The following is a 26439-nucleotide window of genomic DNA, read 5'->3' as shown; positions in this document are numbered from 1 at the left end:
TGAGTGCCGCGCTATCCCCGGTGGGTGACCCGCCCGCCCGCCACGGTGAGCCGGATCGGTGCCTGTTCCGTCTCGTCGGGCGGGGACGTCACCGGGTCGACGGTGAAGGCGGTCAGGTCAGCCCGCAGGCCCGGGGCGATCCGGCCGCCGAGGTGTTCCTCGCCCGCCGCGATCGCCGCGTGCGTGGTCATGCCCTCCAGGGCCATCAGGCCGGTCAGCCCGTGGCGGGTGGAGGCGGCGCCGCGTGGGGCCTGTGCGGTGGCGAGGACCTGGCGGGCGTCGTGGTGGGCGATGGGCCAGTCCGAGCCGAGGGCCAGATGGGCGCCCGCCTCCCGCAGGTCCCGGCAGCGCCAGGCACGGTCCGCCCGTACGTCGCCGAGCCGCTTGGACCACGCGTCGGTGTGGTCGGCGCGGGTGTAGGCGGTGTGCGGGGGCTGCATCGAGGCGACGACACCGAGGGCCGCGAACCGGCCGAGCTGGTCGTCGGGGACCGTCTCGATGTGTTCGATCCGGTGGTGGGGGCCGCCCGCGCCCAGGGTCTCCACCGTGTCCAGGACGTGCCTGACCGCCGCGTCGCCGATGGCGTGGGTGGCGGTGCCGACGCCGGCCTCGTGGAGGTGGCGTACGGCGGCCGAGTAGGCGGCCGGGTCGGGCCAGAAGGCGTCCGTGCCCTGGCCGTGGCAGTCGGCGTGCTCCAGCCAGGCCGTGCCGCCCTCGACGGTGCCGTCCATGAAGAACTTCACGCCGCCGATCCGCCACAGCCGCCCGGACCGCTCCTGGAGCCGTACCAGCTTGTCCAGTTCGTCGCCGGTCGCGCCCGGCATGCACCAGGGCGCGAGCCGGAGCCGGAGCGGCAGGTCGCCGTCGACCTCCACGGCGGTGAGCAGGCCGGGTACGTCGTGGCCGCCGAGGTCCATGACGTGCGCGCCGGTCAGTCCCGTGGCGGCCATGGCGGTGAGCAGCTCGACCAGGCGGTCGCGGCGCTCGGCGTAGGGCCGGGTGGGGAGGAACGGAGTCACGAGGTCCATCGCCGCGTGCTCGATCAGGTGGCCCGTGGGCCGTCCCCCGTCGTCGCAGACGATCTCGGAGCGCTGGGCGAAGGCCCGGGGGCCGTCGATGCCGGCGGCCTTGAGGGCCACCTCGCTCGCGAGGGCGGAGTGTCCGTCGTACAGGCGCAGGAAGGCGGGGGCTCCGCCGAGGACGTCCTCGATCAGCTCGCGGTGGATGGGCCGGCCGCCGAAGACGTTGTGGTCGAGGCCGAAGCCGACGATCCAGCCGTCGTGACGGTCGGCGCCGGCGAGCGCCGTGCGGAGTCCGTCGAGGTCCGTCACGGCGGAGAGGTCGGTGCCGGTGAACATCTCCAGGCCCCAGACCGGGTGGCTGTGGGAGTCGGTGAGCCCGGGGGTGAGGGTGGCGCCGCCGAGGTCGACGGTCTCGGTGCCGGGTCCGCGCCAGGCGCGGGCCTCGGTGTCGTCGCCGACGGCCGTGATCAGTCCGTCGCGGACGGCGACAGCGGTGTGCCCGGAGAGCTCGGGCGTGCGGAGACGGGCGTTGACGAGGACGAGGTCGGGTGCGGGCACGACGGTGCTTCTCCTGACGTGGGTGCGGGCTCCGCGGCGAAGTTCGCGTAGACCTCGGGCCGCGTGCGGCGGAGCCGGTACGCGAGGAGGAGCCCGAGGACGAAGACGGCGGGGACCAGGGAGACGAGGACGGTGTTGACGGTGGTGGAGGCGCCGGTGAAGAGGTCGACGTGGGTGACGACGAGAGCGAGGGCCCCGGCGAGCAGGACGAAGGCGGTGACGGGCGCCACCACCGTGCGCAGCGGGCCCTCGTCGTGGCTGATCCGGCGGAAGAAGAGGGGGACGGCGAGCGCCGCGAGCAGTTGCAGGACCATCAGGCCGATCATGCCCGGGGTGTTCACCCAGAGCAGCAGTTGCTGGTACGGGTCGGCCCCGGCGGCCGCGAAGCCGAGGACGACGACCGCGCCGAGGGCGGTCTGGAGGATGCCGGAGACGTACGGGGAGCGGTGGCGGGGGTGGACGCGGCCGAAGACGGCGGGCAGGACGCCTTCTTCGGCGAGCGCCAGGCCGTAGCGGTTGATCGCGTTGTGGAAGGCGAGGAGCGAGGCGAGGACGCTGGTGACGATCAGGATGTGCATCAGGTCGGCGGCCCACGCGCCCACGTAGGTGGTGATGGCGGCGAAGAAGAGCCCGCCGGGGTCGTCGGTCGCGGCCTGGACGACCTTGTCCTGGCCGAAGGCCTGGATGACGGTCCAGACGACGAAGGCGTAGAAGAGGCCGAGGAAGCCGACGGCGATGTACGTGGCGCGGGGGATGGTGCGCTCGGGGTCGCGGGCCTCGCGGCGGTAGATGACGGTCGACTCGAAGCCGGTGAAGGCGGCGAAGGCGAAGGCCAGGACGGCGGCGGTGCCGGGGACGAGCACGTTGCCGGGGGTGAAGGAGGTCAGGGAGAGCCCATCGGCGCCGCCGTCGAGGAGCACGCCGCCGGCGAGGAGGACGAGGATGCCGGTCTCGGCGACGAGCAGGACGCCGAGGAGCTTGGCGCCGAAGTCGATGGAGCGGAAGCCGCCGTACCAGATGAGCAGCAGCCCGGCGAGGGAGACGGGGAGCCAGGGGACGTCGATGCCCCAGAGGGCGCCGGCGGTGTCGGCGGTGGCGGTGCCGAGCAGTCCGTAGACGCCGATCTCCATGCCGTTGTAGCCGAGCATGGCGAGGAGGGCGGCGGCGATGCCGACGGGCTTGCCGAGGCCGCGGGTGATGTACGCGTAGAAGGCGCCGCCGCTGCGGACGTGCCGGCTCATAGTGGTGAAGCCGACGGCGAAGACCGCGAGGGTGATGCCGGCCAGGAGGTAGCCGGCGGGGGCGCCGACTCCGCCGAGGACGACGGCGATGGGGGCGACGCCGGCCATGACGGTGAGCGGGGCTGCGGCGGAGACGACGAAGAAGGAGACGTCGGCGGTGGAGAGCGTGCCGGTTCTCAGCCCCTTCGGAGCGGTGGTGGTGGTTGAGGACATGGAGCGGGAAGCCCTTCCGAGGCAGGAAACCTAAAGGCTTTCGGTTGGCGCAATGTAACCTCGCGTTCAACGATTCGGGAAGACCTGACCAGGGGGAAATCATTCATGGGCCGGCCGCGCAAGCCCCTCCTCGATCGCGAGCGGATCACCACGGTCGCGCTCGAACTCGTCGATGAGAGAGGCGAGTTCAGCGTCCCCCAGATCGCGAAGCGGCTCGGGGTGCAGACCGCCTCGGTGTATCACCACGTGGACGGCCGGGACGGGATCGTGGAGCTGCTGCGCGAGCGGGTGTGCGACGCGATCGACGGCGACACCCTCGACCTGGAGCCGTGGGACGCGGCCCTGGCGGCCTGGGCGCGCTCCTACCGCGCGGCGTTCGCCGCGCACCCCCGGGCGATCCCGATGCTGATGACCTCACCGGTCCGGGCGCCGAAGGTGCTCGCGCAGTACGAGCGCGCGGTGACCGTGCTGCTCGGTGTCGGCTTCGCCAACGCGGACGTGATGACGGTGATCGTCGCGCTGGAGAACATGGTCCTGGGCTCGGCGCTCGACCTCGCCGCCCCGGTCGCCATGTGGGAGCTCCCCGACGAGGCCACGACCCCCCGGCTCGCCGAAGCCCTCGCGGCACTGGGCCCGGCCCGCGCGGAGACGGCCTTCGACCTGGCCCTGGAGGCGTTCGTGGCCCACTGCCGGGCGCTCCTGGAGAACGCGGACGGCTGAGGCGGGCGCCGGGGGCGCGCGGCTACGCCCCGTAGAAGAGCTCCTCGACGACCGCGCGGGCGCGGCGCGTGATGCGCCGGTAGTCGTCGACCATCTCGCCGACATGACCGGGGCCGTACCCCAAGTACCGTCCGACCGCGGCCAGTTCACGCCCGTCGGAGGGGAAGGTGTCCCCGGGCCGGCCTCGTACCAACATGACCGCGTTGCGGACGCGGGTCGCGAGCACCCAGGCCTCGTCGAGCGTCTGGGCCTCCTCGGTGGGGACGAGACCCGCCGCGTGGGCGGCGGCCAGGGCCTCGCGGGTCCGGGTCGTGCGCAGCCCCGGCTCCGCCCAGCCGTGCCGCATCTGGAGGAGCTGGACCGTCCACTCGACATCGCTCAGACCGCCCCGGCCGAGCTTGGTGTGGAGCGTCGGGTCGGCGCCGCGCGGCAGCCGCTCGGTCTCCATCCGGGCCTTCAGCCGCCGGATCTCGCGGACCGCCTCCTCGCCCAGCCCCTCGGCCGGGTAGCGCAACGGGTCGACGAGATCGATGAACCGCTCCCCCAACTCCCGGTCGCCCGCCATGTGTTCGGCGCGCAGCAGCGCCTGGCTCTCCCAGACGAGGGACCAGCGCCGGTAGTAGGCCTCGTAGGACTTCAGCGTACGGACCATCGGGCCGCTCTTGCCCTCCGGCCGAAGATCCGCGTCGATCAGCAACGGCGGGTCGGCGGTGGGAACCTGGAGGAGTCGGCGGATCTCGGAGACGACCTGGTTCGCCGCCCTGGCCGCCTCCTGCTCGTCCACGCCCTCGCACGGCTCGTGCACGAACAGGACGTCGGCGTCGGAGCCGTAACCGAGTTCCTGGCCGCCGAAGCGGCCCATGCCGATGACCGCGAACCGGGTCGGCAGGGTGTCGCCCCAGCCCTCCCGGACGGCGGCGCGCAGCGCTCCCGAGATCGTCGCCGCGTTGAGGTCGGTGAGCGCTCGGCCGACCCCGTCGACCAGCGCGCCGGGGTCGACGTCGCGGGGGCTGTCCTCCGTACCGTACGAGGCGATGAGATCGGCCGCGGAGGTACGGAACAGCTCGCGGCGCCGTACGCCACGGGCCGCCGCAACCGCCTGCTCGGCACCGTCGGCGCGGCCGACCGCCGCGAGGATCTCCTGTTCCAGGTGGTCGCGGCCGCGCGGCTTCAGGCCCTCCGGATCACCGAGGATCGCGACCGCCTCCGGGGCGCGCAGCAGTAGATCGGGGGCGAGCCGCCCGGCCGAGAGGACCCGGGCGAGGTTCTCCGCCGCCGCGCCCTCGTCGCGCAGCAGCCGCAGGTACCAGGGGGTCTTGCCGAGCGCGTCGGAGACGCGGCGGAAGCCGAGCAGTCCGGCGTCCGGGTCGGCGGAGTCGGCGAACCAGCCGAGCAGCACGGGCAGCAGCGTCCGCTGGATCGCGGCCTTGCGGGTGACGCCCGAGGCGAGCGCCTCCAGGTGGCGCAGGGCGGCGGCGGGATCGGCGTACCCGAGCGCTTCGAGCCGCTGCCCGGCCGCCTTCGGGCTGAGCCGGGTCTCGCCAGGGGTGAGCTGGGCGACGGCGTCGAGGAGCGGCCGGTAGAAGATCTTCTCGTGCAGCCGGCGGACCACCGAGGCGTGCCGCTTCCACTGCCTGTTCAGCTCGGCGACCGGGTCGGTGCGCAGCCCGAGCGAGCGGCCGAGGCGGCGCAGGTCGGTCTCGCCCTCGGGGACGAGGTGGGTGCGGCGGAGCCGGTAGAGCTGGATGAAGTGCTCCATGGCGCGCAGGAAGCGGTACGCCTCGTCCAGCTGGGCCGCGTCGGCGCGGCCGACGTAGCCGCCGGCGGCGAGGGCCTTCAGGGCGTCCAGGGTGGTGCCGCTGTGCAGGGTCGCGTCGCTGCGGCCGTGCACCAACTGCAGGAGCTGGACGGCGAACTCGACATCGCGCAGGCCGCCGGGGCCGAGCTTCAGCTCGCGGTCGACCTGGGCGGCCGGGATGTTGTCGACGACCCGGCGGCGCATCTTCTGCACGTCGGCGACGAAGTTCTCACGCTCGGCGGCCTGCCAGACCAGCGGCGAGACGGCCTCGATGTACGCGGCGCCCAGCTCCGGATCGCCCGCCACCGGCCGGGCCTTGAGGAGGGCCTGGAACTCCCAGGTCTTGGCCCAGCGCTGGTAGTAGGCGACGTGGGAGGAGAGGGTGCGCACCAGGGGGCCGTTGCGTCCCTCGGGGCGGAGGTTGGCGTCGACGGGCCAGATGGTGCCCTCGACGGTCGTCTCGGAGCAGATCCGCATGAGGTGGGAGGCGAGCCGGGTCGCCGCCTGCATCGCCTTGCCCTCGTCCGCGCCATCGGCGGGCTCGGCGACGAAGATCACGTCGACGTCGGAGACGTAGTTCAGCTCGTGGCCGCCGCACTTGCCCATGGCGATGACGGCGAGCCGGCAGAGGGCCGCGTCGGCGGGGGCCGCGGCACGGGCGAGGGCGAGGGCGGCGCGCAGCGTCGCGGTGGCGAGGTCGGCCAGTTCGGCGGCGGTCTGGGCGACCTCGGCGGTGCCGCAGACGTCACGGGCGGCGATGGCGAGGAGGCAGCGGCGGTAGGCGACGCGCAGCGAGACCGGGTCGGTGGCCTCGGCGAGGCCCTGCTCGAACTCGGCGACGCCGGGGTTGAGATCGGCGGCCTCGTACGTGACGAGGGCCTGCCAGTCCTTGGGGTGCCTGGCCAGGTGGTCGGCGAGCGCCTCGGAGGCGCCGAGCACGCCGAGCAGCCGGTCCCGGAAGGGCTTGGCGGCGAGCAGGGTGGCGGCGAGCGTCTGGCGCGCCCCCTCGGGCTGGGCCTCGACGAGCCGGACCAGGCCGCGCAGGGCGAGGTCGGGGTCGGCGGTCGCTCCGAGCGCGTCGAGCAGGACGGAGTCGTCACGCAGGGCGGCCAGCTCGGGGAGGTCGAGCAGTCGCTGGGCGCCGGAGGGGTCGGTGAAGCCGTGCCGCAGCAGGCGGCTGAAGGTACTGCTCCTGCGCCCCGGCACCGTCATTCCGCCGCTCCTCCACCGCCGTCGGGCCACCACCGTCGTGGCTCCCGCGAGTTCCGCGATCGAGCCTATCCGCAGGGCGCGGCCGGGACGCCCCCGGGCGCGTGGGCCGCCCAACCATGCCAGATCGGACCTTCGTTTCGTAACAGATCACACGTGATATCTCGCACATTCATCACCACTCCGCACCGATGAACCGTATTTCTTGTAGTTCCGTCTTTCATACAAAAGCTTGATCACCGCCCCGTTCATCAGCACACTGTTCACCGCACCATCGATCACTCCACACATTCCTCACGGCACCGCCGATCACTCACACCACCGGTCACCCGTCGGTCACCCCTGCCTGAAAGCGCGCCCACACTCGATGCCTGCCCGCCGCCGCCGTCTCCGTTCTCTCTCCGTGCTGACGACGACCGCCGTCGTCACCGGTTCCTTCGTAGGAATCCTGCAGCTGACCTCCGGCTCCGTCTTCGGAGCCGAGGCCGCGGGCGGCCAGGCCAAGCCACCCGTACCGACGCCCGACCACACCGGAGACGAGGCGGACAGCCCCTTCGGCCCCGCGGCCGCGGCCCGCTCCGGGAAGGCGGTCGAGCAGGCGTTCCCGGCGGCCGCGACACCGGTTCGTACCCCCGACGTCGCCGTGGCGCAGATCGTGGCCCACCCGGACGACGACCTGTTCTTCATGAACCCCGACATAGCCCAGTCGATACGCTCCGGCCGGTCGCTGACGACGGTGTACCTGACGGCGGGCGAGGCCGACGGCGTCAACGCCCGCCGCGGCGACATACCCCAGCCCGCCCCCGACAAGGCCGGCTACGCGGCCGCCCGGCAGAACGGCATACGCGCGGCCTACGCCGAGATGGCGACCGGCAGCCGCACCAGCCCCTGGGACCGCGTCTCCATACCCACCGTCGGCGGCGGGGCCGCCCAGCTGGACGTCCTGCGCGCCGCACCGCAGGTCAGCCTGGTCTGGATGCAGGTGCGCGAGGCCGGGGCGATCAGCGCCGACCGGCCGGAGAGCATGAACGGCCTGTGGAACGGCCGGGTCCAGGTCCTCGCCTCCCAGCGGGCCACCGGCACCCCGGTCACCTCGGACTTCACGTACACCAAGGATCAGATGATCGACGCCATCGTCGGCGTCCTGGAGCGGATCCGGCCGACGTTCGTGCGGATCCAGGACCCGACGCCGGGCAAGCACCGGACCGGGACGCTCACCGACCACCAGGACCACGTCTACGGCGCCCGGTTCGCGCAGGCCGCCCTGGAGCGGTACGCCACCCGGTCGACCGCGTCGGGCCGCCCGCACTTCGGCGTGCAGAACTACCTCGGCTACCCCACGAGCTCGCTGCCGCGCACCCTCGACGCCGAGACGGCCGAGGCCAAGCTGAGCACGATGCGGACGTACTCCTGGTCGGACGGGGTCAACGACTGCGGTGACCCGGTCGGCTGCGGCGACCTCAAGGTGGCCGACCGGCCGGCCGGCTCCGGCTGGACCAGGACCATCCGGTACGCCCGGGGCAACTCCACCTCCTGGGTGCAGCGCGAGCGGGACGGCGGCCTGCGCGCGTTCTCGGTGCTCGACGGCCGCCTCGCGGTGTGGACGAGGCCGGCCGGTGCCGCGGAGTGGCAGGGGCCGGAGCTGCTCGCGGGCGCGGGCCTGGACGCCGGCGTGACGTCGGTGCGGCTCCCGGACGGCCGGATCGCCGTCTTCGGCACGCGGACGACGATCGGCGACACGGCGGCGGCGTACCGCCGCGAAGTGGTGACCACCGAGCAGTCGGCACCGGGTGGCGCGTTCGGGGCGTGGCGTTCGCTCGGCACCCCCGAGCAGAGCGACGCCCTGGGTTCGTCGGACATCAGCGCCCCCGCGGCGGCGGTCGACGGGACGGGCCGGATCACGGTGGCCGTGCGCGACAGCGCGCACCGCCTGACGGTCCGCCAGCAGCTCGCGAACGGCACCTGGGACCAGTGGCGCAGCAAGGCCGCGGTCACCCCGGCGGCGGCGGGCAAGCACACGACGGGCACGACGACCTCACCCGCCACGGCGTCCGCGACCGCGGAGAGCGCATCCGCCGGCGCGGCGGGCACCGCGGACGCGGGCGCCCAGAGCACCGTGGGCTTCGGCTCCGGCAGGTCCTCGAGCGGCACCAGGCCCTTCCTCGGCACGGTCATCTCCGCCCCGCTGTACAGCGACCCGGTGGCGACGACGGACGCGGCGGGCCGGATCCATGTCTTCGCGGGCACGTCGACGACCGTCCTCACCTGGTCGCAGCCGGCTCCCGGCGCCCCGCTGAGCGGGCCGCGGACGACCGGTCTGCCGGCGACGACGCTGGCCCTGAACGTCGGCCCGACGCCGACGGGCGACGGCGTACGGCTCTGGTTCCGCAAGCCGTCCTCGAGCGACGTCCGCACGGCCGACTTCCCGGGCACGGGCGGCCGCTTCACCGCACCGGCCGCCCAGCTGGCCGGCGGCGTGGCGGGCCCCGGCCCCATCGGCGGCGGCTCCAACACGCTCGCGGTCCGCTCCCGTACGGGTGTCCTGGCGACGGCCGGCAACGGCGGCACGGGCGCCCCGCTGTGGACGCTGCAGAACTTCCTGTTCTCCGGCGCTCCGGGCGCGGCCGTGGACGGCGTGGCGACCATGGGCCTGGACGGAAAGCTGCACTGGACGCCCACGGTCCGATAGTGGGGGCCGTCCAGGTGACGGACGAGGCGCGGTTGCGGGCACCGGCCGGCGCGTATGTCGAGAAGTACGGCCGGTATGGGCGATTCGACGTGCGCGCGGGGGCGTTCGTGGGCGACGGTGGGACCGCTCTGGTGCTCGCCGTCGCACCGCGCGCGGCCGTCGGCTGCGCCTAGGGTGAGCCGTTCGGCCGGACCCGCTGGTGTTGGTGAGGAGTCTTTCGATGAACTGGACGCTCGAAGTCGTCCTCGTCCCGGTGACCGACCTGGACCGGGCGAAGGAGTTCTACGGCGACAGGTGCGGCTTCACGATCGACCTCGACACCGAGGTCGCGCCGGGGATCCGCCTCATCCAGGCGACACCGCCGGGCTCGCGCTGCTCCATCGCGATGGAGAACGGCATGCCTCCGATGCCGGGCGCGAAGGCGATGGCCCCGGGCAGCCTGCAGGGCCTCCAGCTCTGCGTGACGGACATCGAGGCGGCGCGCGAGGAGCTGGTCGGCCGGGGCGTGGACGTCAGCCCCGTCCGCCATGTGGGAGCGACGGGCTGGGAGGCGGGCAAGGGCGAGACGTGGAACTCGTTCATGACGTTCACGGACCCGGACGGCAACGGCTGGGTGGTCCAGGAGGCCCCGTCGGAACTCTCGGAACGCTGAGGGCGGGGGGAGGCCGGGCAGCCCCTAGGGGGCGCTCGGGGGGCGCCCGTGGGCGCTCGCCCCCTCCCCTAGAACTCCACCCGGTAGAACCGCACGCGCTCGTCCTCCCCCGCGTACCGCATCCCGGCGGCCTCCATGACGCGCTGCGAGGCGACGTTCCCGAGGTCGGCGTCGCCCTTGGCTCCGGCGACGCCCTGGGCGCGGGCCAGTTCGAGGAGCGCGCGCAGCGCCTCGGTGGCGTACCCCTGCCCCCGTACACCGGGCGCGAGCCCGTACCCCACGGTCACGAACCGCTTCTCGTCGGGCGGCCCGTGGAACCCGATCCCCCCGACGGCGACCTGATCGTCCCGGCGCCGTATCTCGTACGGCCCGAACACCCCCGGATCCCCGTGCTCGGCCCGCGCGTCCAGAAACCGCTGCGCCACGTGGACATCCGCGTCGGAGGGATACCCTTCGGCCCACTGCCCCGGGGACTCGGGCAGCAGGGCGACGATCCGCGCGGCGTCACCGGGGGTCAGCCGACGCAACACCAGCCGCTCGCTCAACAACTCATCCATCCCGCCTGGCTACCACCGCCGACGCCGCCCCCGCAGCTCCTTTTCGAGCGCGGCGGCGGCGGAGGTCCCCCGGAAGTCCCCGAGCCGGCCCGGACTTACAGCACCGGCAGGTTCTTCCGCAGCTCGAAGGCGGTGACCTCGGAGCGGTACTCCTCCCACTCCTGCTTCTTGTTGCGCAGGAAGAAGTCGAAGACGTGCTCGCCCAAGGTTTCCGCCACCAGTTCGCTCTTCTCCATCAGGGCGATCGCCTCGCCCAGGTTCTGCGGGAGCGGCTCGATGCCCATCGCGCGGCGTTCGGCGTCCGAGAGGGCCCAGACGTCGTCGTCGGCGCCGGCCGGGAGTTCGTAGCCCTCCTCGATGCCCTTGAGGCCCGCCGCGAGGAGGACCGCGTAGGTCAGGTAGGGGTTGGCGCCCGAGTCGATCGAGCGGACCTCGACGCGGGACGAGCCCGTCTTGCCCGGCTTGTACATCGGGACGCGGATCAGGGCCGAGCGGTTGTTGTGGCCCCAGCAGATGTACGAGGGGGCCTCGCCGCCCGCGCCCGCGCTGCGGGCCGAGCCGCCCCAGATGCGCTTGTAGGAGTTGACCCACTGGTTGGTGACGGCCGAGATCTCGGCCGCGTGCTTCAGGAGGCCGGCGATGAAGGAGCGGCCCACCTTGGAGAGCTGGTACTCCGCGCCCGACTCGTAGAACGCGTTGCGGTCGCCCTCGAAGAGGGAGAGGTGGGTGTGCATGCCCGAGCCCGGGTACTCCGAGAACGGCTTCGGCATGAAGGTGGCCTGGACGCCCTGCTCCAGCGCCACCTGCTTCATGACCAGGCGGAACGTCATGATGTTGTCGGCCGTCGACAGCGCGTCCGCGTAGCGGAGGTCGATCTCCTGCTGGCCCGGCGCGCCCTCGTGGTGGCTGAACTCCACCGAGATGCCCATCGATTCGAGCATCGTGATCGCCTGACGGCGGAAGTCCATGCCCACGTTCTGCGGGGTGTGGTCGAAGTAGCCCGAGTTGTCGGCGGGGGTCGGCTTCGTGCCGTCCAGCGGCTTGTCCTTCAGCAGGAAGAACTCGATCTCGGGGTGGGTGTAGAAGGTGAAGCCCAGGTCCGAGGTCTTGGCCAGGATGCGCTTGAGGACGAAACGCGGGTCCGCGAAGGAGGGAGAGCCGTCCGGCATGAGGATGTCGCAGAACATCCGGGCCGTGCCCGGGGCCTCCGCGCGCCAGGGCAGGATCTGGAAGGTGCCCGGGTCCGGCTTGGCGATCATGTCCGACTCGTAGACGCGGGCGAAGCCCTCGATGGCGGAACCGTCGAAGCCGATGCCCTCGTCGAACGCCTGCTCCAGCTCGGCGGGCGCCACGGCCACCGACTTCAGGAAGCCGAGTACGTCGGTGAACCACAGGCGCACGAACCGGATGTCACGCTCTTCCAGCGTCCGGAGCACGAATTCCTGCTGCTTGTCCATTTCCACACCCATCTTTGCTGGTCAGGCCGCCTGTTCCCACCGCCTCGGGCCATCGGAGGGCACCTGAGCATCCCACCACATGGTTTCGCGCACGTTGCACACCCATAGTGCCCGGTCGCGTGTGACTCAGGTAACGGGGGCCAGGCCGGTTCCGGGCGTCTGTTCGCTCCGCGGTTGCCCCCGAGTGTCCCCACGCGGCGCTCCGGCCACTACGATCTCCGCCCATGGGGGGCCCTCCGTTCGTACGCCTGTCCCGGCGCGCGCGTCCCATGGCACTGGCGAGTGCCGTGGCGACGCTCCTCGCCGCGCTCTTCGTCTGTCTGGGGGGCGGTGAGCCGGCCGCCGTCGGCCATGGGGAACGACACCATGAGCTCGCTGCCGTCGCGGGCCAGCCCGTCACCGTCGTCGTGAACGAGTACGTCTGTCCGTACGACCGCGGCGACTGCTCCCTCATCCCCTCGCTCAGCCCCGCGGTGCTCACCGCGCCGCCGCTCGACCCCCCGCCACACGCGGAGGGCCGGCTCCCGGGCCCCGTAACGGCGTACGACTCCGGTCGGGCACCCCGCTCCGCCGCGCAGCCACGCGCGCCGGACCTGCACGTCCTTCAAGTCCTGCGGACCTGAGCCGACGGGCCGTATCCACCCCCCGCCCCGGCTCACGCCCGACGCCTGACGCCACCCCACATCCGAGAAGGACGACACCACCATGGCCGCCAACCGCTCCGCCAACGCCGACCGCCGCGCCCGAATAGAGGAGATGCGCCGCGCCGAGCAGGCCCGCGAGCGCCGCAACCGCTTCATCACCATCGGCGTCTCCGCCGTGGTCGTCCTGGGCCTCGTCGGCTTCGGCGGCTACGTGCTGAACCAGCAGTCCGAGAAGAAGGAGCAGCAGGAGGCCGCAGCCAAGGCCCCCATCAAGGACGAGAAGTCCTGGGACGCGAAGAAGCTCGGCCGCAACCACGTGACCACCCCGGTCACCTACGAGATGAAGCCGCCGGTCGGCGGTGACCACGACCAGGTCTGGCAGAACTGCGACGGCGACGTCTACACGACGAAGATCGCCGAGGTGAACGCCGTGCACTCGCTGGAGCACGGCGCGGTCTGGGTCACGTACAACAAGAAGGCCCCCGAGGCCGAGGTGAAGAAGCTGGCCGAGAAGGTCGGCAAGACCCCGTACAGCCTGATGAGCCCGGTCGACGACCAGGCCGGCGCGATCATGCTGAGCGCCTGGGGCAAGCAGGTGACCGTGGACAGCGCGAGCGACCCGCGGGTCGACGCCTTCTTCACCAAGTACGTGCAGGGCCCGCAGACCCCCGAGCCGGGCGCGGCCTGCTCCGGTGGCATCGGAGCCACCCAGTGAGGCTGACCCGCACGCACGGGGCGTCGATCGCCGCCGTCGTCCTCGCGACGCTCTTCGCGGGGGGTGCCGTCACGGTCGCCTCCGCCGACCGGGAGGACGCGCCGGCGTCACCGACGTCGGCCTCGGCGGACGCGGGGTTCGCCCGTGACATGTCGGTCCATCACCAGCAGGCCGTCGAGATGTCGTTCATCGTCCGGGACCGCACCGAGGACGCGGACATCCGCCGGCTGGCGTACGACATCGCCAACACGCAGGCCAACCAGCGCGGCATGATGCTGGGCTGGCTGGACCTGTGGGGGCTGCCGAAGATCGAGTCGGGCACCGAGCCGATGGCTTGGATGGGCATGGGCGGGCACGGTGACACCGGTCCGGTCGACGGGGCGCTGATGCCCGGCATGGCGACCGACACCGAGCTCGACCGCCTGCGGAAGGCGAGCGGCAAGGAGGCGGAGATCCTCTACCTCCAGCTGATGACCGACCACCACAAGGGCGGTGTGCACATGGCCCAGGGCTGTGTGGACCGGTGCTCGGTGGACGTCGAGCGGAACCTCGCGCAGGGCATGGTCGACGCGCAGCAGTCCGAGATCGGCCTGATGACGGACCTGCTGAAGGAGCGGGGCGCGAAGCCGCGCTCCTGAGCCGGACGGCCCCTCACCACGGCCCCCGTGACCCCAGCGGTCGCGGGGGCCGCCGTGTACGCGGACAATGGGTGACGCTCGGGGACGTACGACGACGTGCTACGGAGGTACGCACCCCATGACCACGGCGAAGGACATCATGCACCCCGGGGCCCGGTGGATCCCGGTTCACGAGACGCTCGACCGCGCGGCGCAGATGATGCGCGACCTGAACGTCGGCGCCCTGCCGATCGCGGACGAGAACGAACGTCTCTGCGGCATCATCACGGACCGCGACATCGTGATCGGCTGTGTGGCCATGGGCCACGATCCGTCGAAGATCACCTGCGGAGAGATGGCGAAGGGCACCCCGCGCTGGATCGAGGCGAGTTCGGACGTGGGCGAGGTGCTGGAGGAGATGCAGAGCCACCAGATCCGCCGCCTGCCCGTCATCGAGAACAAGCGGCTCATCGGCATGATCAGCGAGGCCGATCTCGCCCAGCATCTGTCGGACGAGCAGATCCACTCGTTCTGCGAGAGCGTCTACGCCCCGCGCTGAGGCCCCTGAGGCTCACGAGACCCCCGAGGCTCCCCGGGGCTCCTGAGGCGGTTCAACTCGGTGCCAGTACCGCCCGGGCCACCGCGTCCGGGCGGTCCAGCATGACCAGGTGGCCCGACGGCTCGACCGCCTCGTAGCGGGCGCCGAGCCGCCGGGCCAGTGCGTGCTGGCGGCGCGCCCAGCGGGCGGAGCCGTCCGGGGCTGCGAGGACGGTGACCGGGGCGCCGGGCGGCAGCGGCGTGCGCTCGCGCAGGGCGAGGAGTTCGGCGGCCACCGCGCGGTAGTGGGTGTTCTCCAGGAGCGCGCCCTGCAGCACGCGCGAGGTGCGGTAGCAGCGGCGTACGAGGGCGGTGGGTGCCGGGTCCCCGCCGCCGGCGCGGGAGAGCCGTACGGTGGCGCGGCGGGCGGCCGGTCCGAGGGCGGCCGGGACTCCGGCGGCGGACAGCAGGGTGCCGAGGCCGCGGGCGGCGGCGGTGCGCAGGGCGGGGGCGGCGGGCGTACGGGCGTCTTCCTCGACGGACGCGTCGACGAGGACGAGCCCGGCGGTACGGGCCGGGTGCAGCCGGGCGAAGGCCTCCGCGTGGAAACCGGCGATGGAGTGGCCGACGACGGTGACCGGGCCGGGCAGGGACAGCGCGTCGAGGAGGCCGGCGATGCGGTGGGCCTCGCCCGTGGCGGAGGGCGGGACGGCGGCCGGGGCGGAGAGGCCGTGGCCGGGCCGGTCGAAGCGGACGACCGTGCGGTGGGGGGCGAGCAGCGGGACGACCGGGTCCCAGTCGAACCAGCTCATCCCGAGGCCGGCGCTGAGCACGCAGACGGGTCCGGTGCCTTCGACGACGACGTGGTGGGCCACGCCCCCGACCCGTACGAACACGCTCAAGGTCGCTCCCTGGCCATGGAGACGGCGAGTACTGCGAGCCAGACTGCCACGAGCAGCACCTGGAGCCGCTGCCCGGCCCCCAGGGCCCAGGTGCTCCGGCCGGCCTCGAACGCGGCGACGCCGGCGAGGGTCCAGACGGTGGCGGCCAGTTCGAGGGCGACGAGGACGGGTCCGGTCCGGGCGAGGGGCCGCCACAGGCGGTGGCGGCGGGCGGCGAGGGTCAGGGCGAGCATGGCGGCCAGGGCCGCGGCCACGGCGAGGCTGGAGCTGACGGCATGGGCCGTATGGGTGGCCGGGACCAGCCCGGCGGCCTCCCGGGCGGCGCACGCCGGGTCGTCGGTCGGGGCGCAACTGAGCGGCAGCCGCGAGTCGGCGGCGGTGGCGGCCCCGAAGAGCGCGAGCGCGCCCCAGCCGAGGAGGACGAGACGGTGGGGCCTCGTGGCTCCGCGGCGGGTCCTCCACAGTGCCGTCACCGCCGCCGCGAGGACCAGGAGTCCGGCCGTGAGGTCGCTCGCGCGGAAGAAGCCCCCGAAGGGCTGGTCGGCGGCGGCCAGTTCGGAGACGTACGTGCGGACCGGGTCGAGCCCGGTCCGCAGGACGACTTCGAGCACCCAGGCGCTGTACGCGAGCGCGCCGAGGAGGAGCAGGGCGGCTGTGGCTCGGGCGGCACGGTCGGGCCGGGAAAGGGACATGGTGGTCGTTGATGCTATGCGGACACCGCGGTGCCCTGGTGGTCGGGGTGGAGCAACGGGGCCGGCTCCGGCCCCCGTACGCAGGCGGCGGGGCGTTCCCGGACGGCCCGCGTGTGCGGGCGAGGGCGTTCCCGGACGGCGCGCGTGTGCGGCGAGAACGTTCATGGTCGGCGCCCGTGTGCGGCGAAGGTCCGCTTCATGGACACCGGTTGATCACAAAATCCCTGGCTCCTCCATAATCAGCTGGCCTAACGTCAGGCATCCAGCCCAGCCAGTCCGGAGGACTCCGCATGACCACGCCCACCAGCTCCCCCGATCAGAACCCCTGGGGTCCTCCGTCCGCCGGCGCGGCCGCGCCCGGCATGCCCCCGACCGGCATACCGGGGATGCCGCCCCCGTTCCAGCAGCCCCGCAACGGACTCGGCGTGGCCGCGCTCGTCCTGGGCATCGTCGGCCTCCTCTTCGGGCTCTTCCCGCTCACGTTCTGGCTCGGCGCGATCCTGGGCATCCTGGCGCTGATCTTCGGCATCATCGGCCACGGCCGGGCTCGTAAGGGCGAGGCCACGAACAAGGGCGCGGCCCTCTCCGGCATCATCCTCGGCGCCCTCGCGCTCGTCGCCTCCATCGCCTGGGTGATCTTCTTCGCCGTGGCCGTGGAGGACATCAAGAAGGGGATCGACGAGGAGATCGCCAAGCAGGAGAAGGCCTCTTCGGCCCCGGCCACGCCCGGCGCCAGCAAGGAGCCCGCGGCGGACCCGGAGCCCACCGAGACCGCCCCGGCCGCGCTGAAGTTCGGTCAGACCTTCGCGTACGAGGACGGGATCAAGGTGACCGTCTCCAAGCCGCGTGCGTACAAGCCCGACCAGTTCGCCGCCGGCCACACCAAGGGCAACAGCGCGTTCCAGGTGACGGTCACGATCGTCAACGGCAGCAAGGAGACCCTCGACGTCACGGGCGCCCTGGTGGACGCGAGCGACGCGGAGGGCGCGCAGGCCGACGCCATCTTCGACGGCAGCAACGCCACCCAGATGTTCCAGGGCAACGTGCTCCCCGGCAAGCAGGCCAAGGGCAACTTCGCCTTCTCGCTCCCCGCCGACGCGAGCGGCGAGATGCAGGTCGAGCTGAGCCCGACGATCCTGGACCACGAGAACGCGATCTGGATCGGCCCGACGAAGTAGTCCGGGGAACGGCCGTACACGAGGATCCGTACACGAGGCATCCGTCCACAGGACATAGCGTCGGTCTGACGATTACACTGGGCGGGTGCCTCAACTACGCCTCGCTCTGAATCAGATCGACTCGACCGTCGGCGACCTCTCCGGCAACGCCGAGGCGGTCGTCCGCTGGACCCGGCACTGCGCCGAGCAGGGCGCGCATCTGGTCGCGTTCCCCGAGATGGTGCTGACCGGCTACCCCGTCGAGGACCTCGCACTGCGCTCGTCCTTCGTCGAGGCGTCCCGGGCCGCCCTACGGGCGCTCGCCCGGCGCCTGGACGCCGAGGGCCTCGGGGAACTGCCCGTGATCGTCGGCTATCTCGACCGTTCGGACCGCGCCGAGCCCCGGCTCGGCCGGCCCGCCGGGTCGCCGGAGAACGCGGCCGCCGTGCTGCACCGGGGCGAGGTGGTGCTGCGGTTCGCCAAGCACCACCTGCCCAACTACGGGGTCTTCGACGAGTTCCGCTACTTCGTGCAGGGCGACACGATGCCCGTCGTCCGGGTCCACGGCGTCGACGTGGCCCTCGCGATCTGCGAGGACCTGTGGCAGGAGGGTGGCCGGGTGCCGGCCGCCCGTAGCGCCGGTGCCGGGCTGCTCATCTCGATCAACGCCTCGCCGTACGAGCGGAACAAGGACGACACGCGGCTCGAACTGGTCCGCAAGCGCGCCCAGGAGGCGGGCTGCACCACCGCGTACGTCGCGATGATCGGCGGCCAGGACGACCTGGTCTTCGACGGCGACTCGATCGTGGTCGACAGGCACGGCGAGGTCGTGGCGCGGGCCCCGCAGTTCTCCGAGGGCACGGTCGTCGTGGACCTCGACCTGCCGGCCGCCGCCCCCGACGCGCCGACGGCCCGCGACGCAGTCGCTGATGGACAGCGTGTCGACGACGGGCTGCGGATCGACCGGGTCATCCTCTCCGAGGAACCGCTGCCCGCCTACGAGCCGGAGTTGACGGGCGGTTACGCGGACCGGCTGGAGGACGACGAGGAGGTGTACTCGGCGCTGGTCGTGGGCCTGCGCGCGTACATCGCGAAGAACGGATTCCGTTCGGTGCTCATCGGCCTGTCCGGCGGCATCGACTCGGCGCTCGTCGCCTCGATCGCCTGCGACGCGGTCGGCGCGCGGAACGTGTACGGCGTCTCGATGCCGTCGAAGTACTCCTCGGACCATTCGCGCGGCGACGCGGCCGACCTGGCCCGGCGCACCGGACTGAACTTCCGTACGGTGTCGATCGAGCCGATGTTCGACGCGTACATGGACGCGCTCGGCCTCACGGGCCTCGCGGAGGAGAACCTCCAGTCCCGGCTGCGCGGCACGACGCTGATGGCGATCTCCAACCAGGAGGGCCACCTCGTCCTCGCGCCGGGCAACAAGTCCGAGCTGGCGGTGGGGTACTCGACGCTGTACGGCGACTCGGTCGGCGCGTACGGGCCCATCAAGGACGTCTACAAGTCGACCGTGTTCCGCCTGGCTCGCTGGCGCAACCGGGCGGCCGAGGAACGCGGCATGACCCCGCCGATCCCGGAGAGCTCGATCGTCAAGCCGCCGAGCGCCGAGTTGCGCCCGGGCCAGGTCGACACGGACTCGCTGCCGGACTACGACGTCCTGGACCGGATCCTGGCCCTGTACGTCGACCGCGACCAGGGCCGGGACGCGATCGTCGCGGCCGGCTTCGACGAGGAGCTGGTGACGCGGACGCTGCGGATGGTGGACATGGCGGAGTACAAGCGCCGCCAGTACCCGCCGGGCACCAAGATCTCGGCCAAGGGCTTCGGCAAGGACCGCCGCCTGCCGGTCACGAACCGCTGGCGCGAGTCCCCGATCCACTGACGGCCTGCGCCTGCCCGTCGGCGACCGGGGCGCTTCCCGCGATGACGCGGGAGGCGCCCTCCGCCGTGGGCGTACGCGTGCGGTCGAGCAGGCCCGCCACCGCCGCGACCGCCAGGCCGACGGCCGCGAGCACCGCGCCGACCAGGGTCGGGGAGGTCCAGCCCCAGCCGGTGGCGATGGCCGCGCCGCCTGCCCAGGCGCCGCCCGCGTTGGCCAGGTTGAAGGCGGAGTGGTTGGAGGCGGAGGCCAGGGTCGGGGCGTCCTTGGCCTTGTTCATGACCAGCATCTGGAGCGGGGTGGTGGTCATGAAGCCGACGGCGCCGAGGACGACAACGGTGACCAGGGCCAGCCAGGGCACGTGGATCGTGAAGCGGAAGGCGACGAGGACGAGCGCGAGGGCGGCGAGGGAGCCGTACAGCGTCGGGCGCAGCGCACGGTCGGTGAGCGGGCCCGCGGCCAGCGCGCCGGCTGTCATGCCGATGCCGAAGAGGGCGAGGACCAGGGTGACGGAGGATTCCCCGAGGCCCATCACCTCGGTGGTCATCGAGGCGAGGTAGGAGTAGACGGCGAAGACGCCCGCGAAGCCGAAGACGGCGGTGAGCAGGCCGAGCAGCACCTGCGGCCGGCCGAGCGCGCGGACCTCGCGGCCCAGGCTCTGCCGCTCGTCGACGGGGACGTACGGCACGAGCCGGGCGAGCGCCGCCATGGCGAGCAGGCCGATGACGGTGACCACGAGGAAGGTGGACCGCCAGCCGAGGTGCTGGCCGAGCAGGGTCGCCGCCGGTACGCCGAGGATGTTGGCGACCGTGAGCCCCAGGAACATCGTCGCGACGGCCCGTGCCTGCCGTCCCTCGGCCACGAGCCGGGCGGCGACGACGGCGCCGACGCCGAAGAACGCGCCGTGCGGCAGCCCAGCGAGGACCCGGCCCGCGACCAGCCAGCCGAAGCCGGGCGCGAGCGCGGAGGCCAGGTTGCCGACGACGAAGAGGGCCATCAGCAGGAGCAGCATCTTCTTGCGCGGCACGCGCGAGCCGAGGGCCGTGAGCAGCGGGGCGCCGATGACGACCCCGATCGCGTACGCCGAGACGAGGTGTCCGGCGGTGGGGACGGAGGTGCCGAGGTCCTCGGCGACGTTGGGCAGCAGGCCCATCATCACGAACTCGGTGGTGCCGATGCCGAAGGCGGAGACGGCGAGCGCGAGCAACGCCAGGGGCATGGGGAGAGCCTTTCCAGACGAATAGTTCTTCGACTGAACAAATACTCTCAGGTGGAATGTTCCCAGCGGCTTCGGCCAGGTGACGGGAAGGTTGCGGTCGCGGTCCGAGTCGGACTCGTCCGGCCCCTCGGGCTCAGAGGGTGACGCGCGCCGCGATCGGCAGGTGGTCGCTCTTCGTCTCCGGCAGCGTCCAGGAGGAGACCGGCTCCACGCCCTTCACCAGGATCTGGTCGATCCGCGCCATCGGGAACGAGGCCGGCCAGCTGAAGCCGAAGCCGTCGCCCGAGGCGCCCTGGGTCGAGCGCATCTGCGCGGTGACGGCGTTGAGCGAGCGGTCGTTCATCGTGCCGTTGAGGTCGCCGAGCAGGACGACCCGCTCGTGCGACTCGGCGGCGATCGCCTCGCCCAGCATGTTCGCGCTGTTGTCGCGCTGGTTGGCGGTGAAGCCCGCGTTCATCCTGACCCGCACGGACGGCAGGTGGGCGACGTAGACGGCGACCTCGGCCTTCGGCGTGGAGATGGTGGCGCGCATCGCCCGGGTCCAGCCCATCCCGGTGTCGACGGGGCCGGTGCCGTGCAGCGGGTACTTGCTCCACAGGCCGACCGTGCCCTGCACCGAGTGGTACTTGTACGTGTCGGCCAGGCCGCTCTCGTAGACCGGGACCATGTCGCCCTTGAGCTCCTCCAGGGCCACCACGTCCGCGCCGGACGCGGCGATCTGCCGGGCCGTGCCCTCGGGGTCGGGGTTGTCGGCGTTCACGTTGTGGGTGGCGAAGGTGACGTCGCCGCCCGCTTCCGACTTGTCGGTGATCAGGCCGCCGAAGAGGTTCACCCAGACCACGGCCGGCAGGAGCAGCGCGATCAGGGCGGTCGCGGAGCGCCGCAGCAGGGCCAGGACCAGCAGGACCGGCACGAGGACGCCCAGCCAGGGCAGGAAGGTTTCGGTGAGGCTGCCCAGGTTGCCGATCCGGTTGGGGATCTCGGCGTGGAAGGCCATGAGCAGGGTGAGCAGAACCGCGCAGAGGGCGAGGAGGATGCCGCGTCGCCAGATGCCCCGGTCCCCGCGGAGGCGGTCGAGCGCCGCTCGGAACCGGGATCCGGAGCGCTCGTTCCGGGCGCCGCCGTTCTCGGTCTCCGTCATGTCCACCCGCGCCATCACTCAGTCCTCACTGCCTTGCCGTCGTGCTGCCTTGCTCTGCGACCCGACGTCGACACTAGGTGATGCCGGGCTCGCCGTACTGCCACGAGGGACGACGGGGCGGTGCGGCGGGTTCCGGTGGTCGGCGCCCGGCGGGGAGGCTGTGACAGAACGCGCACATTCGTACGTACACCCCGCATTTCTTCCGGCACGGCGGTGTGAACAGCGCCACTTCGCCCCACTTCCCCCCTCACCGCGGGAAGTGCCACCATGGACGTGGTCCGGGGACGCCGTCAGGGCGCCTCGAGATGACGAAGGAGCCGTTCACCATGACGCTTCAGCCTGCCCCGAAGCAGTCCCCCGACAGCAGCAAGGCGCTGTACGGAGGCAAGGGCACGCGCCGTATCACGGTCCACGACATCGCCGCCGCCAAGGCCCGTGGCGAGAAGTGGCCCATGCTCACCGCCTACGACGCGATGACCGCGTCCGTCTTCGACGAGGCCGGCATCCCGGTCGTGCTCGTCGGCGACTCCATGGGCAACTGCCATCTCGGATACGACACCACCGTGCCCGTCACGATGGACGAGATGACCCTCCTGTCCGCCGCCGTCGTACGGGGCACCAAGCGCGCCCTCGTCGTCGGCGACCTCCCCTTCGGCTCGTACCAGGAAGGGCCCGTCCAGGCCCTGCGCAACGCGACCCGGCTCGTCAAGGACGCGGGCGTCGGAGCGATCAAGCTGGAGGGCGGCGAAAGGTCTCTGCCGCAGACCGAGCTGCTCGTCCAGGCCGGTATCCCGGTCATGTCCCACCTGGGCCTGACCCCTCAGTCCGTGAACACCATGGGCTACCGCGTGCAGGGCCGCACCGACGAGGCCGCGCACCGGCTGCTCAGCGACGCCAAGGCGGCCCAGGACGCGGGCGCGTTCGCCGTCGTCCTCGAACTCGTCCCGGCCGAGCTGGCCGCCGAGGTCACCCGCTCCCTGCACATCCCGACCATCGGCATCGGCGCGGGCCCGGACACCGACGCCCAGGTCCTCGTCTGGACCGACATGGCCGGGCTGACCGGCGGCAAGGTGCCGCGCTTCACCAAGCAGTACGCGAACCTCCGCGCGACCCTCGGCGACGCCGCCCGGGCCTTCGCGGAGGACGTCACCGGCGGGGCGTTCCCGGCCGAGGAGCACACCTTCCACTGACCACGGTGGTACGGACCGCAGCCCGCCGACTTCCCCCATCGGCGGGCTGTCGGTCGTCTGTCGGTCGTCTGTCGGTGCGTTGTCGGTGGCGCCTGATGTAGTGGGCTCCATGACGCGATCCACACACAACGCCGTCGAGGTACGAGGCCTCGTGAAGCACTACGGCGAGACGAAGGCCCTCGACGGGGTCGACCTCGACGTCCGCGAGGGCACGGTCCTCGGCGTGCTGGGCCCGAACGGCGCCGGCAAGACCACGCTCGTCCGCTGCCTGTCCACCCTGATCGTCCCCGACGCCGGCACCGCCGTCGTCGCCGGCTACGACGTGGTGAAGCAGCCCCGCCAGCTCCGCCGCACCATAGGCCTGACCGGCCAGTACGCCTCGGTCGACGAGAAGCTGTCCGGCTGGGAGAACCTGTACATGATCGGGCGGCTGCTCGACCTCTCCCGTCCGGAGGCCCGGCGCCGCGCCGACGAGCTGCTGGAGCGGTTCTCGCTCACCGAGGCCGCCAAGCGGCCCGCCATGCAGTACTCCGGCGGTATGCGCCGCCGGCTCGACCTCGCCGCGTCGATGATCGGCCGCCCGGCCGTCCTCTACCTGGACGAGCCCACCACCGGCCTCGACCCGCGCACGCGCAACGAGGTCTGGGACGAGGTGCAGAGCATGGTCGCCGACGGTGTGACCGTCCTGCTCACCACCCAGTACATGGAGGAGGCCGAGCAGCTCGCGAGCGAGCTGACGGTCATCGACCGGGGCAAGGTCATCGCCAACGGCAAGGTCGACGAGCTCAAGGCCCGGGTCGGCGGCCGCACGCTGAAGGTCCGCCCCGTGGACCCGGCGGACCTGCCGGCCATGTCGGCGGCGCTGCGCGAGTCCGGCCTCGACGGCATCGCCGGTTCGACGATCGTCCCCGACGAGGACGCGCTGTACGTGCCGATCCTCAGCGACGAGCAGCTGACCGCCGTCGTGGGCCTCCTCGGCGCGCGCGGCTTCGGCATCGCGCACATCGGCACCCATCTGCCGAGCCTCGACGAGGTGTTCCTGGCCATCACGGGCGAGAAGTCGTCCGCTTCCGACACGCTTCCCCAGGAGGCCGCCGCATGAGCACGACCACGACGACGACCTCGGTCGCCAAGCCTCCCGCCGGCGCCCCCGCCCCGGTGCGGCGCTCGCCCTCCGGCGAAGGCCGGATCGGCCTGCGGGCCAACCTCCGCCACATCGGCGCGCTGGTGCGGCGCAACGCGCTGCAGATCAAGCAGGACCCGGAGTCGATGTTCGACGCGGTCCTGATGCCGATCATCTTCATCCTGCTCTTCGTGTACGTCTTCGGCGGCGCGATCTCCGGCAAGGGCAACAACGACGCGTACGTCAACTACGTGACCCCCGGCCTGATGGCGATGATGGGGATGAACATCGCCATGGCCGTCGGAGTGGGCGTCAACGACGACTTCAAGAAGGGGGTGATGGACCGGTTCCGCACGATGCCGATCGCCCGGTCCTCCGTCCTCATAGCGAAGATCGTCGTCGAGATCGGCCGGATGCTGATCGCCACCGCGATCCTGCTCGGCACGGGCTTCCTGCTCGGTCTGGAGATCAAGACCTCGGTCCTGGACCTGTTCGCCGCCATCGGTCTGTCGATGGTCTTCGGCGCCTCGCTGATGTGGATCTTCATCCTGCTCGGTCTGACGATGAAGACCGCGCAGGCCGTGCAGGGCATGGCGATGCTGGTGCTGATGCCGCTGCAGTTCGGTTCCTCGATCTTCGCCCCGACGTCCTCGATGCCCGGCTGGCTGGAGACCTTCACGGAGTACAACCCGCTGTCGAACCTCGCCGACGCCGCCCGGGCCATGATCAACGGCACGCCGGTGGGCGACTCGGTGTGGATGACGCTCGGCTGGGCCGTGGTGATCACGGCCGTCACGGCGCCGCTCGCGGTGGCCAAGTTCCGTAACAAGACCTGAGTGCGGACGGACTCGGTCCGTACGGGATCAGGACTCGGCGCGCCCCAGGATCGCGTCGGCGCGTTCGAGCAGGGCGGCGGCCTCCTCCACGGAGAGGCCGCCGCCCTCGGCGTACGCGGCCTCGAACGCCTCGTCGCCGAGGACGGAGCGGGCCAGCTCCGTGGCGCGCTCCAGGTTGTCGCGCTCGTGCGGCGAGAGCAGGTGCCCTTCCGGGACCAGGCCCGCGTTGGCCCCCAAAAGCCGGGCGCCTACGGTCGCGTGGGGGCCGCCGAGACCGGCGAGCGCCCAGGCGGCGGTGACCAGATGGACGGCGGGCATCTGGGGGGCGACCATCATCGACAGGGCGCCCAGGGACCGCTCAAGGGCCTCCCTGGAACGGCTGAGGGCCGAGGCGTACTCCCCGTCGAGGTTGTCGAGCCAGGCCAGGCTGCCGAGAGTGAAGCCGCCGAAGATCGACAGGGTCTGGGAGCTGAAGTCGCCCATGAGCGTGGTCAGTTGCGCGCGGGCCTCGGTGGTGCGACCGGTGCGGCCCAGCAGCATCGCCAGGAACAGCCGGGCGGCGAGCATCGCTTCGTGCCCCCGGCTGTCCCCGCCCGCCAGGACCGCGCGCAGGATCTCCTCGGCCTCCTCCTCGCGTCCGGTCAGGCCGAGCATGTCGGCGTACCGGGCGCGCAACAGCGCCATCTGGGACTGGGCGCCGACCCGCTCGGCATAGCCGATGGCGGTGGCGTAGTCCTCGGCCGCGCCCTCGAAACGGAGATGCCGCTCGCGGGCCTCGCCGCGCGAGGCGAGGGCCTCGGCCGCGCCCCAGGCGTCGTCGAGGCGGACGAAGATCTCCAGGCTCTCGTCGGCGTCGGCGGCCGCGTCGCCGGCCCAGTCGACGCGGTGGGCCAGCAGGTTGGCGCGCCACTGGAGGGCGTGGCCCAGTTCCCAGTCGTAGCCGAGGCGGCGGCAGGTGGAGACGGTGGCGTCGAGCATCTCGCGCATCGTGCCCGGCTCGCCGATGATCATGACGGCGAAGACGGCGAAGGAGCCGGGCAGTCGGCAGGTCTGCGGAAGTCCGGGCCGGTAGGCGTGGGTGATCCGCTTGAGTCGCTCGACGCCCTCGGGGGTGGTCCAGTCGCCCGTCATGTAGTCCATGTTGAGCAGCTCGATCAGCCGTACCCCGCGCCGTGCCTCCCACAGCTGCGCCTCGCTCAGCGGCGGGGGCGCGGCCGTGACGGGCTCATGGAGGGGTTCGACGGGGGCTGCGGGCTCCGCGAAGGGGTCCGGGCCGAGGGAGGCGACGGCCTCGGCCCAGTGCAGGCCGTCGACGCGGAGGTCGCGCATCTGCCAGTACCAGAGGAGGCAGTGGACGAGCACGAGCGCTTCGTGCTCGTCCCTGGCGGCGACGGCGCGGCGCAGGGCCGTGCGCAGGTTCTCGTACTCGGTCCGGAACCAGGCCATGGCGCGGAGCTGGCCGCCGCCGCGTAGCTGCGGGTCGGTGACGCGGGCGAGCTCGCGGTAGTGCACGAGGTGGAGCCGCTCGGCCTCGTCCCGGTCCCCCGCCTCGTCCAGCCGCTCCCCCGCGTACTCGGCGACGGTCTCCAGGAGCCGGTAGCGCATCCCGCCGTCGTCGCCGGGCGCGGCGACGACGAGCGACTTGTCGACAAGGGAGCCGAG

At 72.3% G+C, this 26439-nt stretch carries 22 protein-coding genes and 1 pseudogene; 13 read left to right on the top strand and 10 right to left on the bottom strand.

What is annotated here, in order from left to right; genetic code table 11:
• Nucleotides 1-11: 11 nt before the first annotated feature.
• Together ACWF79_RS31465 and ACWF79_RS31460 are read right to left on the bottom strand one after the other, a co-directional pair.
• Nucleotides 12-1580 carry an amidohydrolase gene (locus ACWF79_RS31465; protein WP_453731582.1) on the bottom strand — a complete coding sequence of 523 codons (1569 nt, stop codon included), beginning with the start codon at nt 1578-1580 and terminating at the stop codon, nt 12-14.
• The gene (locus ACWF79_RS31460; RefSeq protein ID WP_453731581.1) at nt 1490-3034 is read right to left on the bottom strand and encodes an APC family permease; all 1545 of its coding nucleotides are present in this window, start codon (nt 3032-3034) and stop codon (nt 1490-1492) included. Before ACWF79_RS31460 ends, ACWF79_RS31465 begins: the two co-directional genes overlap by 91 nt.
• Nucleotides 3035-3139: 105 nt before the next feature.
• On the opposite strand from ACWF79_RS31460, the gene ACWF79_RS31455 reads away from it, so the two are divergent.
• Nucleotides 3140-3754 carry a TetR/AcrR family transcriptional regulator gene (locus ACWF79_RS31455; protein ID WP_453731580.1) on the top strand — a complete coding sequence of 205 codons (615 nt, stop codon included), beginning with the start codon at nt 3140-3142 and terminating at the stop codon, nt 3752-3754.
• Between the two features lie 22 nt (nt 3755-3776).
• Here the strand turns inward: ACWF79_RS31455 and ACWF79_RS31450 are convergent, their stop codons facing one another.
• Nucleotides 3777-6764, bottom strand: coding sequence for a bifunctional [glutamine synthetase] adenylyltransferase/[glutamine synthetase]-adenylyl-L-tyrosine phosphorylase (locus ACWF79_RS31450; RefSeq protein WP_453731579.1), 2988 nt, complete (start codon nt 6762-6764; stop codon nt 3777-3779).
• 364 nt (nt 6765-7128) lie between these two features.
• Here ACWF79_RS31450 and ACWF79_RS31445 point away from each other — a divergent pair, with 364 nt between their 5' ends.
• From ACWF79_RS31445 to ACWF79_RS31435, 3 genes are read left to right on the top strand one after another with little or no spacing between them, the layout of a single operon-like run.
• Nucleotides 7129-9450 (top strand): PIG-L family deacetylase, encoded by a 2322-nt coding sequence (locus tag ACWF79_RS31445; protein WP_453731578.1) that lies wholly within the window; start codon nt 7129-7131, stop codon nt 9448-9450.
• Nucleotides 9450-9623, top strand: a complete 174-nt coding sequence (locus ACWF79_RS31440; RefSeq protein ID WP_453731577.1) for a hypothetical protein — start codon at nt 9450-9452, stop codon at nt 9621-9623. Before ACWF79_RS31445 ends, ACWF79_RS31440 begins: the two co-directional genes overlap by 1 nt.
• A 47-nt stretch (nt 9624-9670) precedes the next feature.
• Nucleotides 9671-10102, top strand: a complete 432-nt coding sequence (locus ACWF79_RS31435; RefSeq protein ID WP_453731576.1) for a VOC family protein — start codon at nt 9671-9673, stop codon at nt 10100-10102.
• 68 nt (nt 10103-10170) lie between these two features.
• Here ACWF79_RS31435 and ACWF79_RS31430 read toward each other — a convergent pair whose 3' ends face one another.
• Both ACWF79_RS31430 and ACWF79_RS31425 read right to left on the bottom strand, forming a co-directional pair.
• Nucleotides 10171-10659 (bottom strand): GNAT family N-acetyltransferase, encoded by a 489-nt coding sequence (locus tag ACWF79_RS31430; RefSeq protein WP_453731575.1) that lies wholly within the window; start codon nt 10657-10659, stop codon nt 10171-10173.
• 95 nt (nt 10660-10754) lie between these two features.
• A complete protein-coding gene (locus tag ACWF79_RS31425; protein ID WP_158986756.1) occupies nt 10755-12116 on the bottom strand; it encodes a glutamine synthetase family protein in 1362 nt (453 codons plus the stop codon).
• Between the two features lie 224 nt (nt 12117-12340).
• Here ACWF79_RS31425 and ACWF79_RS31420 point away from each other — a divergent pair, with 224 nt between their 5' ends.
• The 4 genes from ACWF79_RS31420 (at nt 12341) to ACWF79_RS31405 (ending at nt 14651) form a co-directional block, all read left to right on the top strand.
• Nucleotides 12341-12739 carry a hypothetical protein gene (locus tag ACWF79_RS31420; RefSeq protein ID WP_453731574.1) on the top strand — a complete coding sequence of 133 codons (399 nt, stop codon included), beginning with the start codon at nt 12341-12343 and terminating at the stop codon, nt 12737-12739.
• An 82-nt stretch (nt 12740-12821) separates the two neighbouring features.
• Nucleotides 12822-13475 (top strand): DUF3105 domain-containing protein, encoded by a 654-nt coding sequence (locus tag ACWF79_RS31415; protein WP_453731573.1) that lies wholly within the window; start codon nt 12822-12824, stop codon nt 13473-13475.
• A 2-nt stretch (nt 13476-13477) separates the two neighbouring features.
• Complete coding sequence (locus ACWF79_RS31410; protein ID WP_453731589.1) at nt 13478-14113, top strand: DUF305 domain-containing protein; 636 nt, start codon at nt 13478-13480, stop codon at nt 14111-14113.
• Between the two features lie 118 nt (nt 14114-14231).
• The gene (locus ACWF79_RS31405) at nt 14232-14651 is read left to right on the top strand and encodes a CBS domain-containing protein (protein WP_453731572.1); all 420 of its coding nucleotides are present in this window, start codon (nt 14232-14234) and stop codon (nt 14649-14651) included.
• A gap of 52 nt (nt 14652-14703) precedes the next feature.
• Here ACWF79_RS31405 and ACWF79_RS31400 read toward each other — a convergent pair whose 3' ends face one another.
• Together ACWF79_RS31400 and ACWF79_RS31395 are read right to left on the bottom strand one after the other, a co-directional pair.
• A complete protein-coding gene (locus tag ACWF79_RS31400) occupies nt 14704-15531 on the bottom strand; it encodes an alpha/beta fold hydrolase (RefSeq protein ID WP_453731571.1) in 828 nt (275 codons plus the stop codon).
• A complete protein-coding gene (locus ACWF79_RS31395) occupies nt 15528-16223 on the bottom strand; it encodes a DUF998 domain-containing protein (protein ID WP_453731570.1) in 696 nt (231 codons plus the stop codon). The genes ACWF79_RS31400 and ACWF79_RS31395 overlap by 4 nt, the downstream gene beginning before the upstream one ends.
• Before the next feature lie 290 nt (nt 16224-16513).
• On the opposite strand from ACWF79_RS31395, the gene ACWF79_RS31390 reads away from it, so the two are divergent.
• Together ACWF79_RS31390 and ACWF79_RS31385 are read left to right on the top strand one after the other, a co-directional pair.
• On the top strand, nt 16514-17401 hold the full coding sequence (locus ACWF79_RS31390; protein WP_453731569.1) for a DUF4190 domain-containing protein: 888 nt from the start codon (nt 16514-16516) through the stop codon (nt 17399-17401).
• Between the two features lie 85 nt (nt 17402-17486).
• A complete protein-coding gene (locus ACWF79_RS31385) occupies nt 17487-19271 on the top strand; it encodes an NAD+ synthase (RefSeq protein ID WP_453731568.1) in 1785 nt (594 codons plus the stop codon).
• On the opposite strand, the gene ACWF79_RS31380 is transcribed toward ACWF79_RS31385, so the two are convergent.
• Nucleotides 19237-20487 carry an MFS transporter gene (locus ACWF79_RS31380; protein ID WP_453731567.1) on the bottom strand — a complete coding sequence of 417 codons (1251 nt, stop codon included), beginning with the start codon at nt 20485-20487 and terminating at the stop codon, nt 19237-19239. The two genes, ACWF79_RS31385 and ACWF79_RS31380, sit on opposite strands and share 35 nt — an antisense overlap.
• A gap of 133 nt (nt 20488-20620) precedes the next feature.
• Nucleotides 20621-21643 (bottom strand): endonuclease/exonuclease/phosphatase family protein, encoded by a 1023-nt coding sequence (locus ACWF79_RS31375; RefSeq protein WP_453731566.1) that lies wholly within the window; start codon nt 21641-21643, stop codon nt 20621-20623.
• A gap of 311 nt (nt 21644-21954) precedes the next feature.
• On the opposite strand from ACWF79_RS31375, the gene panB reads away from it, so the two are divergent.
• The 3 genes from panB to ACWF79_RS31360 all read left to right on the top strand — a co-directional run bounded on the left by panB (nt 21955) and on the right by ACWF79_RS31360 (nt 24777).
• Complete coding sequence (gene panB / locus ACWF79_RS31370) at nt 21955-22818, top strand: 3-methyl-2-oxobutanoate hydroxymethyltransferase (RefSeq protein ID WP_453731565.1); 864 nt, start codon at nt 21955-21957, stop codon at nt 22816-22818.
• 109 nt (nt 22819-22927) lie between these two features.
• Entirely contained in the window at nt 22928-23920 is a 993-nt protein-coding gene (locus ACWF79_RS31365; protein WP_453731564.1) for an ATP-binding cassette domain-containing protein, read from the top strand.
• Nucleotides 23917-24777, top strand: coding sequence for an ABC transporter permease (locus ACWF79_RS31360; protein ID WP_453731563.1), 861 nt, complete (start codon nt 23917-23919; stop codon nt 24775-24777). Before ACWF79_RS31365 ends, ACWF79_RS31360 begins: the two co-directional genes overlap by 4 nt.
• Before the next feature lie 27 nt (nt 24778-24804).
• Here the strand turns inward: ACWF79_RS31360 and ACWF79_RS31355 are convergent.
• Nucleotides 24805-26439 (bottom strand): annotated as a pseudogene (locus ACWF79_RS31355) (AfsR family transcriptional regulator); the annotation flags it as partial.

This window comes from Streptomyces sp. NPDC054975 (assembly GCF_053609105.1).
This window is presented reverse-complemented; position numbering and strand designations above follow the sequence as displayed.

Excerpts from the sequence above, each read along its gene's own strand:
- ACWF79_RS31455 (WP_453731580.1), top strand. The coding sequence starts at position 3,140 with ATGGGCCGGCCGCGCAAGCCCCTCCTCGATCGCGAGCGGATCACCACG.
- ACWF79_RS31430 (WP_453731575.1), bottom strand. The coding sequence starts at position 10,659 with ATGGATGAGTTGTTGAGCGAGCGGCTGGTGTTGCGTCGGCTGACCCCC.
- ACWF79_RS31390 (WP_453731569.1), top strand. The coding sequence starts at position 16,514 with ATGACCACGCCCACCAGCTCCCCCGATCAGAACCCCTGGGGTCCTCCG.
- ACWF79_RS31460 (WP_453731581.1), bottom strand. The coding sequence starts at position 3,034 with ATGTCCTCAACCACCACCACCGCTCCGAAGGGGCTGAGAACCGGCACG.
- ACWF79_RS31445 (WP_453731578.1), top strand. The coding sequence starts at position 7,129 with ATGCCTGCCCGCCGCCGCCGTCTCCGTTCTCTCTCCGTGCTGACGACG.
- ACWF79_RS31425 (WP_158986756.1), bottom strand. The coding sequence starts at position 12,116 with ATGGACAAGCAGCAGGAATTCGTGCTCCGGACGCTGGAAGAGCGTGAC.
- ACWF79_RS31450 (WP_453731579.1), bottom strand. The coding sequence starts at position 6,764 with ATGACGGTGCCGGGGCGCAGGAGCAGTACCTTCAGCCGCCTGCTGCGG.
- ACWF79_RS31365 (WP_453731564.1), top strand. The coding sequence starts at position 22,928 with ATGACGCGATCCACACACAACGCCGTCGAGGTACGAGGCCTCGTGAAG.
- panB (WP_453731565.1), top strand. The coding sequence starts at position 21,955 with ATGACGCTTCAGCCTGCCCCGAAGCAGTCCCCCGACAGCAGCAAGGCG.
- ACWF79_RS31420 (WP_453731574.1), top strand. The coding sequence starts at position 12,341 with ATGGGGGGCCCTCCGTTCGTACGCCTGTCCCGGCGCGCGCGTCCCATG.
- ACWF79_RS31375 (WP_453731566.1), bottom strand. The coding sequence starts at position 21,643 with ATGGCGCGGGTGGACATGACGGAGACCGAGAACGGCGGCGCCCGGAAC.
- ACWF79_RS31415 (WP_453731573.1), top strand. The coding sequence starts at position 12,822 with ATGGCCGCCAACCGCTCCGCCAACGCCGACCGCCGCGCCCGAATAGAG.
- ACWF79_RS31435 (WP_453731576.1), top strand. The coding sequence starts at position 9,671 with ATGAACTGGACGCTCGAAGTCGTCCTCGTCCCGGTGACCGACCTGGAC.
- ACWF79_RS31395 (WP_453731570.1), bottom strand. The coding sequence starts at position 16,223 with ATGTCCCTTTCCCGGCCCGACCGTGCCGCCCGAGCCACAGCCGCCCTG.
- ACWF79_RS31360 (WP_453731563.1), top strand. The coding sequence starts at position 23,917 with ATGAGCACGACCACGACGACGACCTCGGTCGCCAAGCCTCCCGCCGGC.
- ACWF79_RS31380 (WP_453731567.1), bottom strand. The coding sequence starts at position 20,487 with ATGCCCCTGGCGTTGCTCGCGCTCGCCGTCTCCGCCTTCGGCATCGGC.
- ACWF79_RS31405 (WP_453731572.1), top strand. The coding sequence starts at position 14,232 with ATGACCACGGCGAAGGACATCATGCACCCCGGGGCCCGGTGGATCCCG.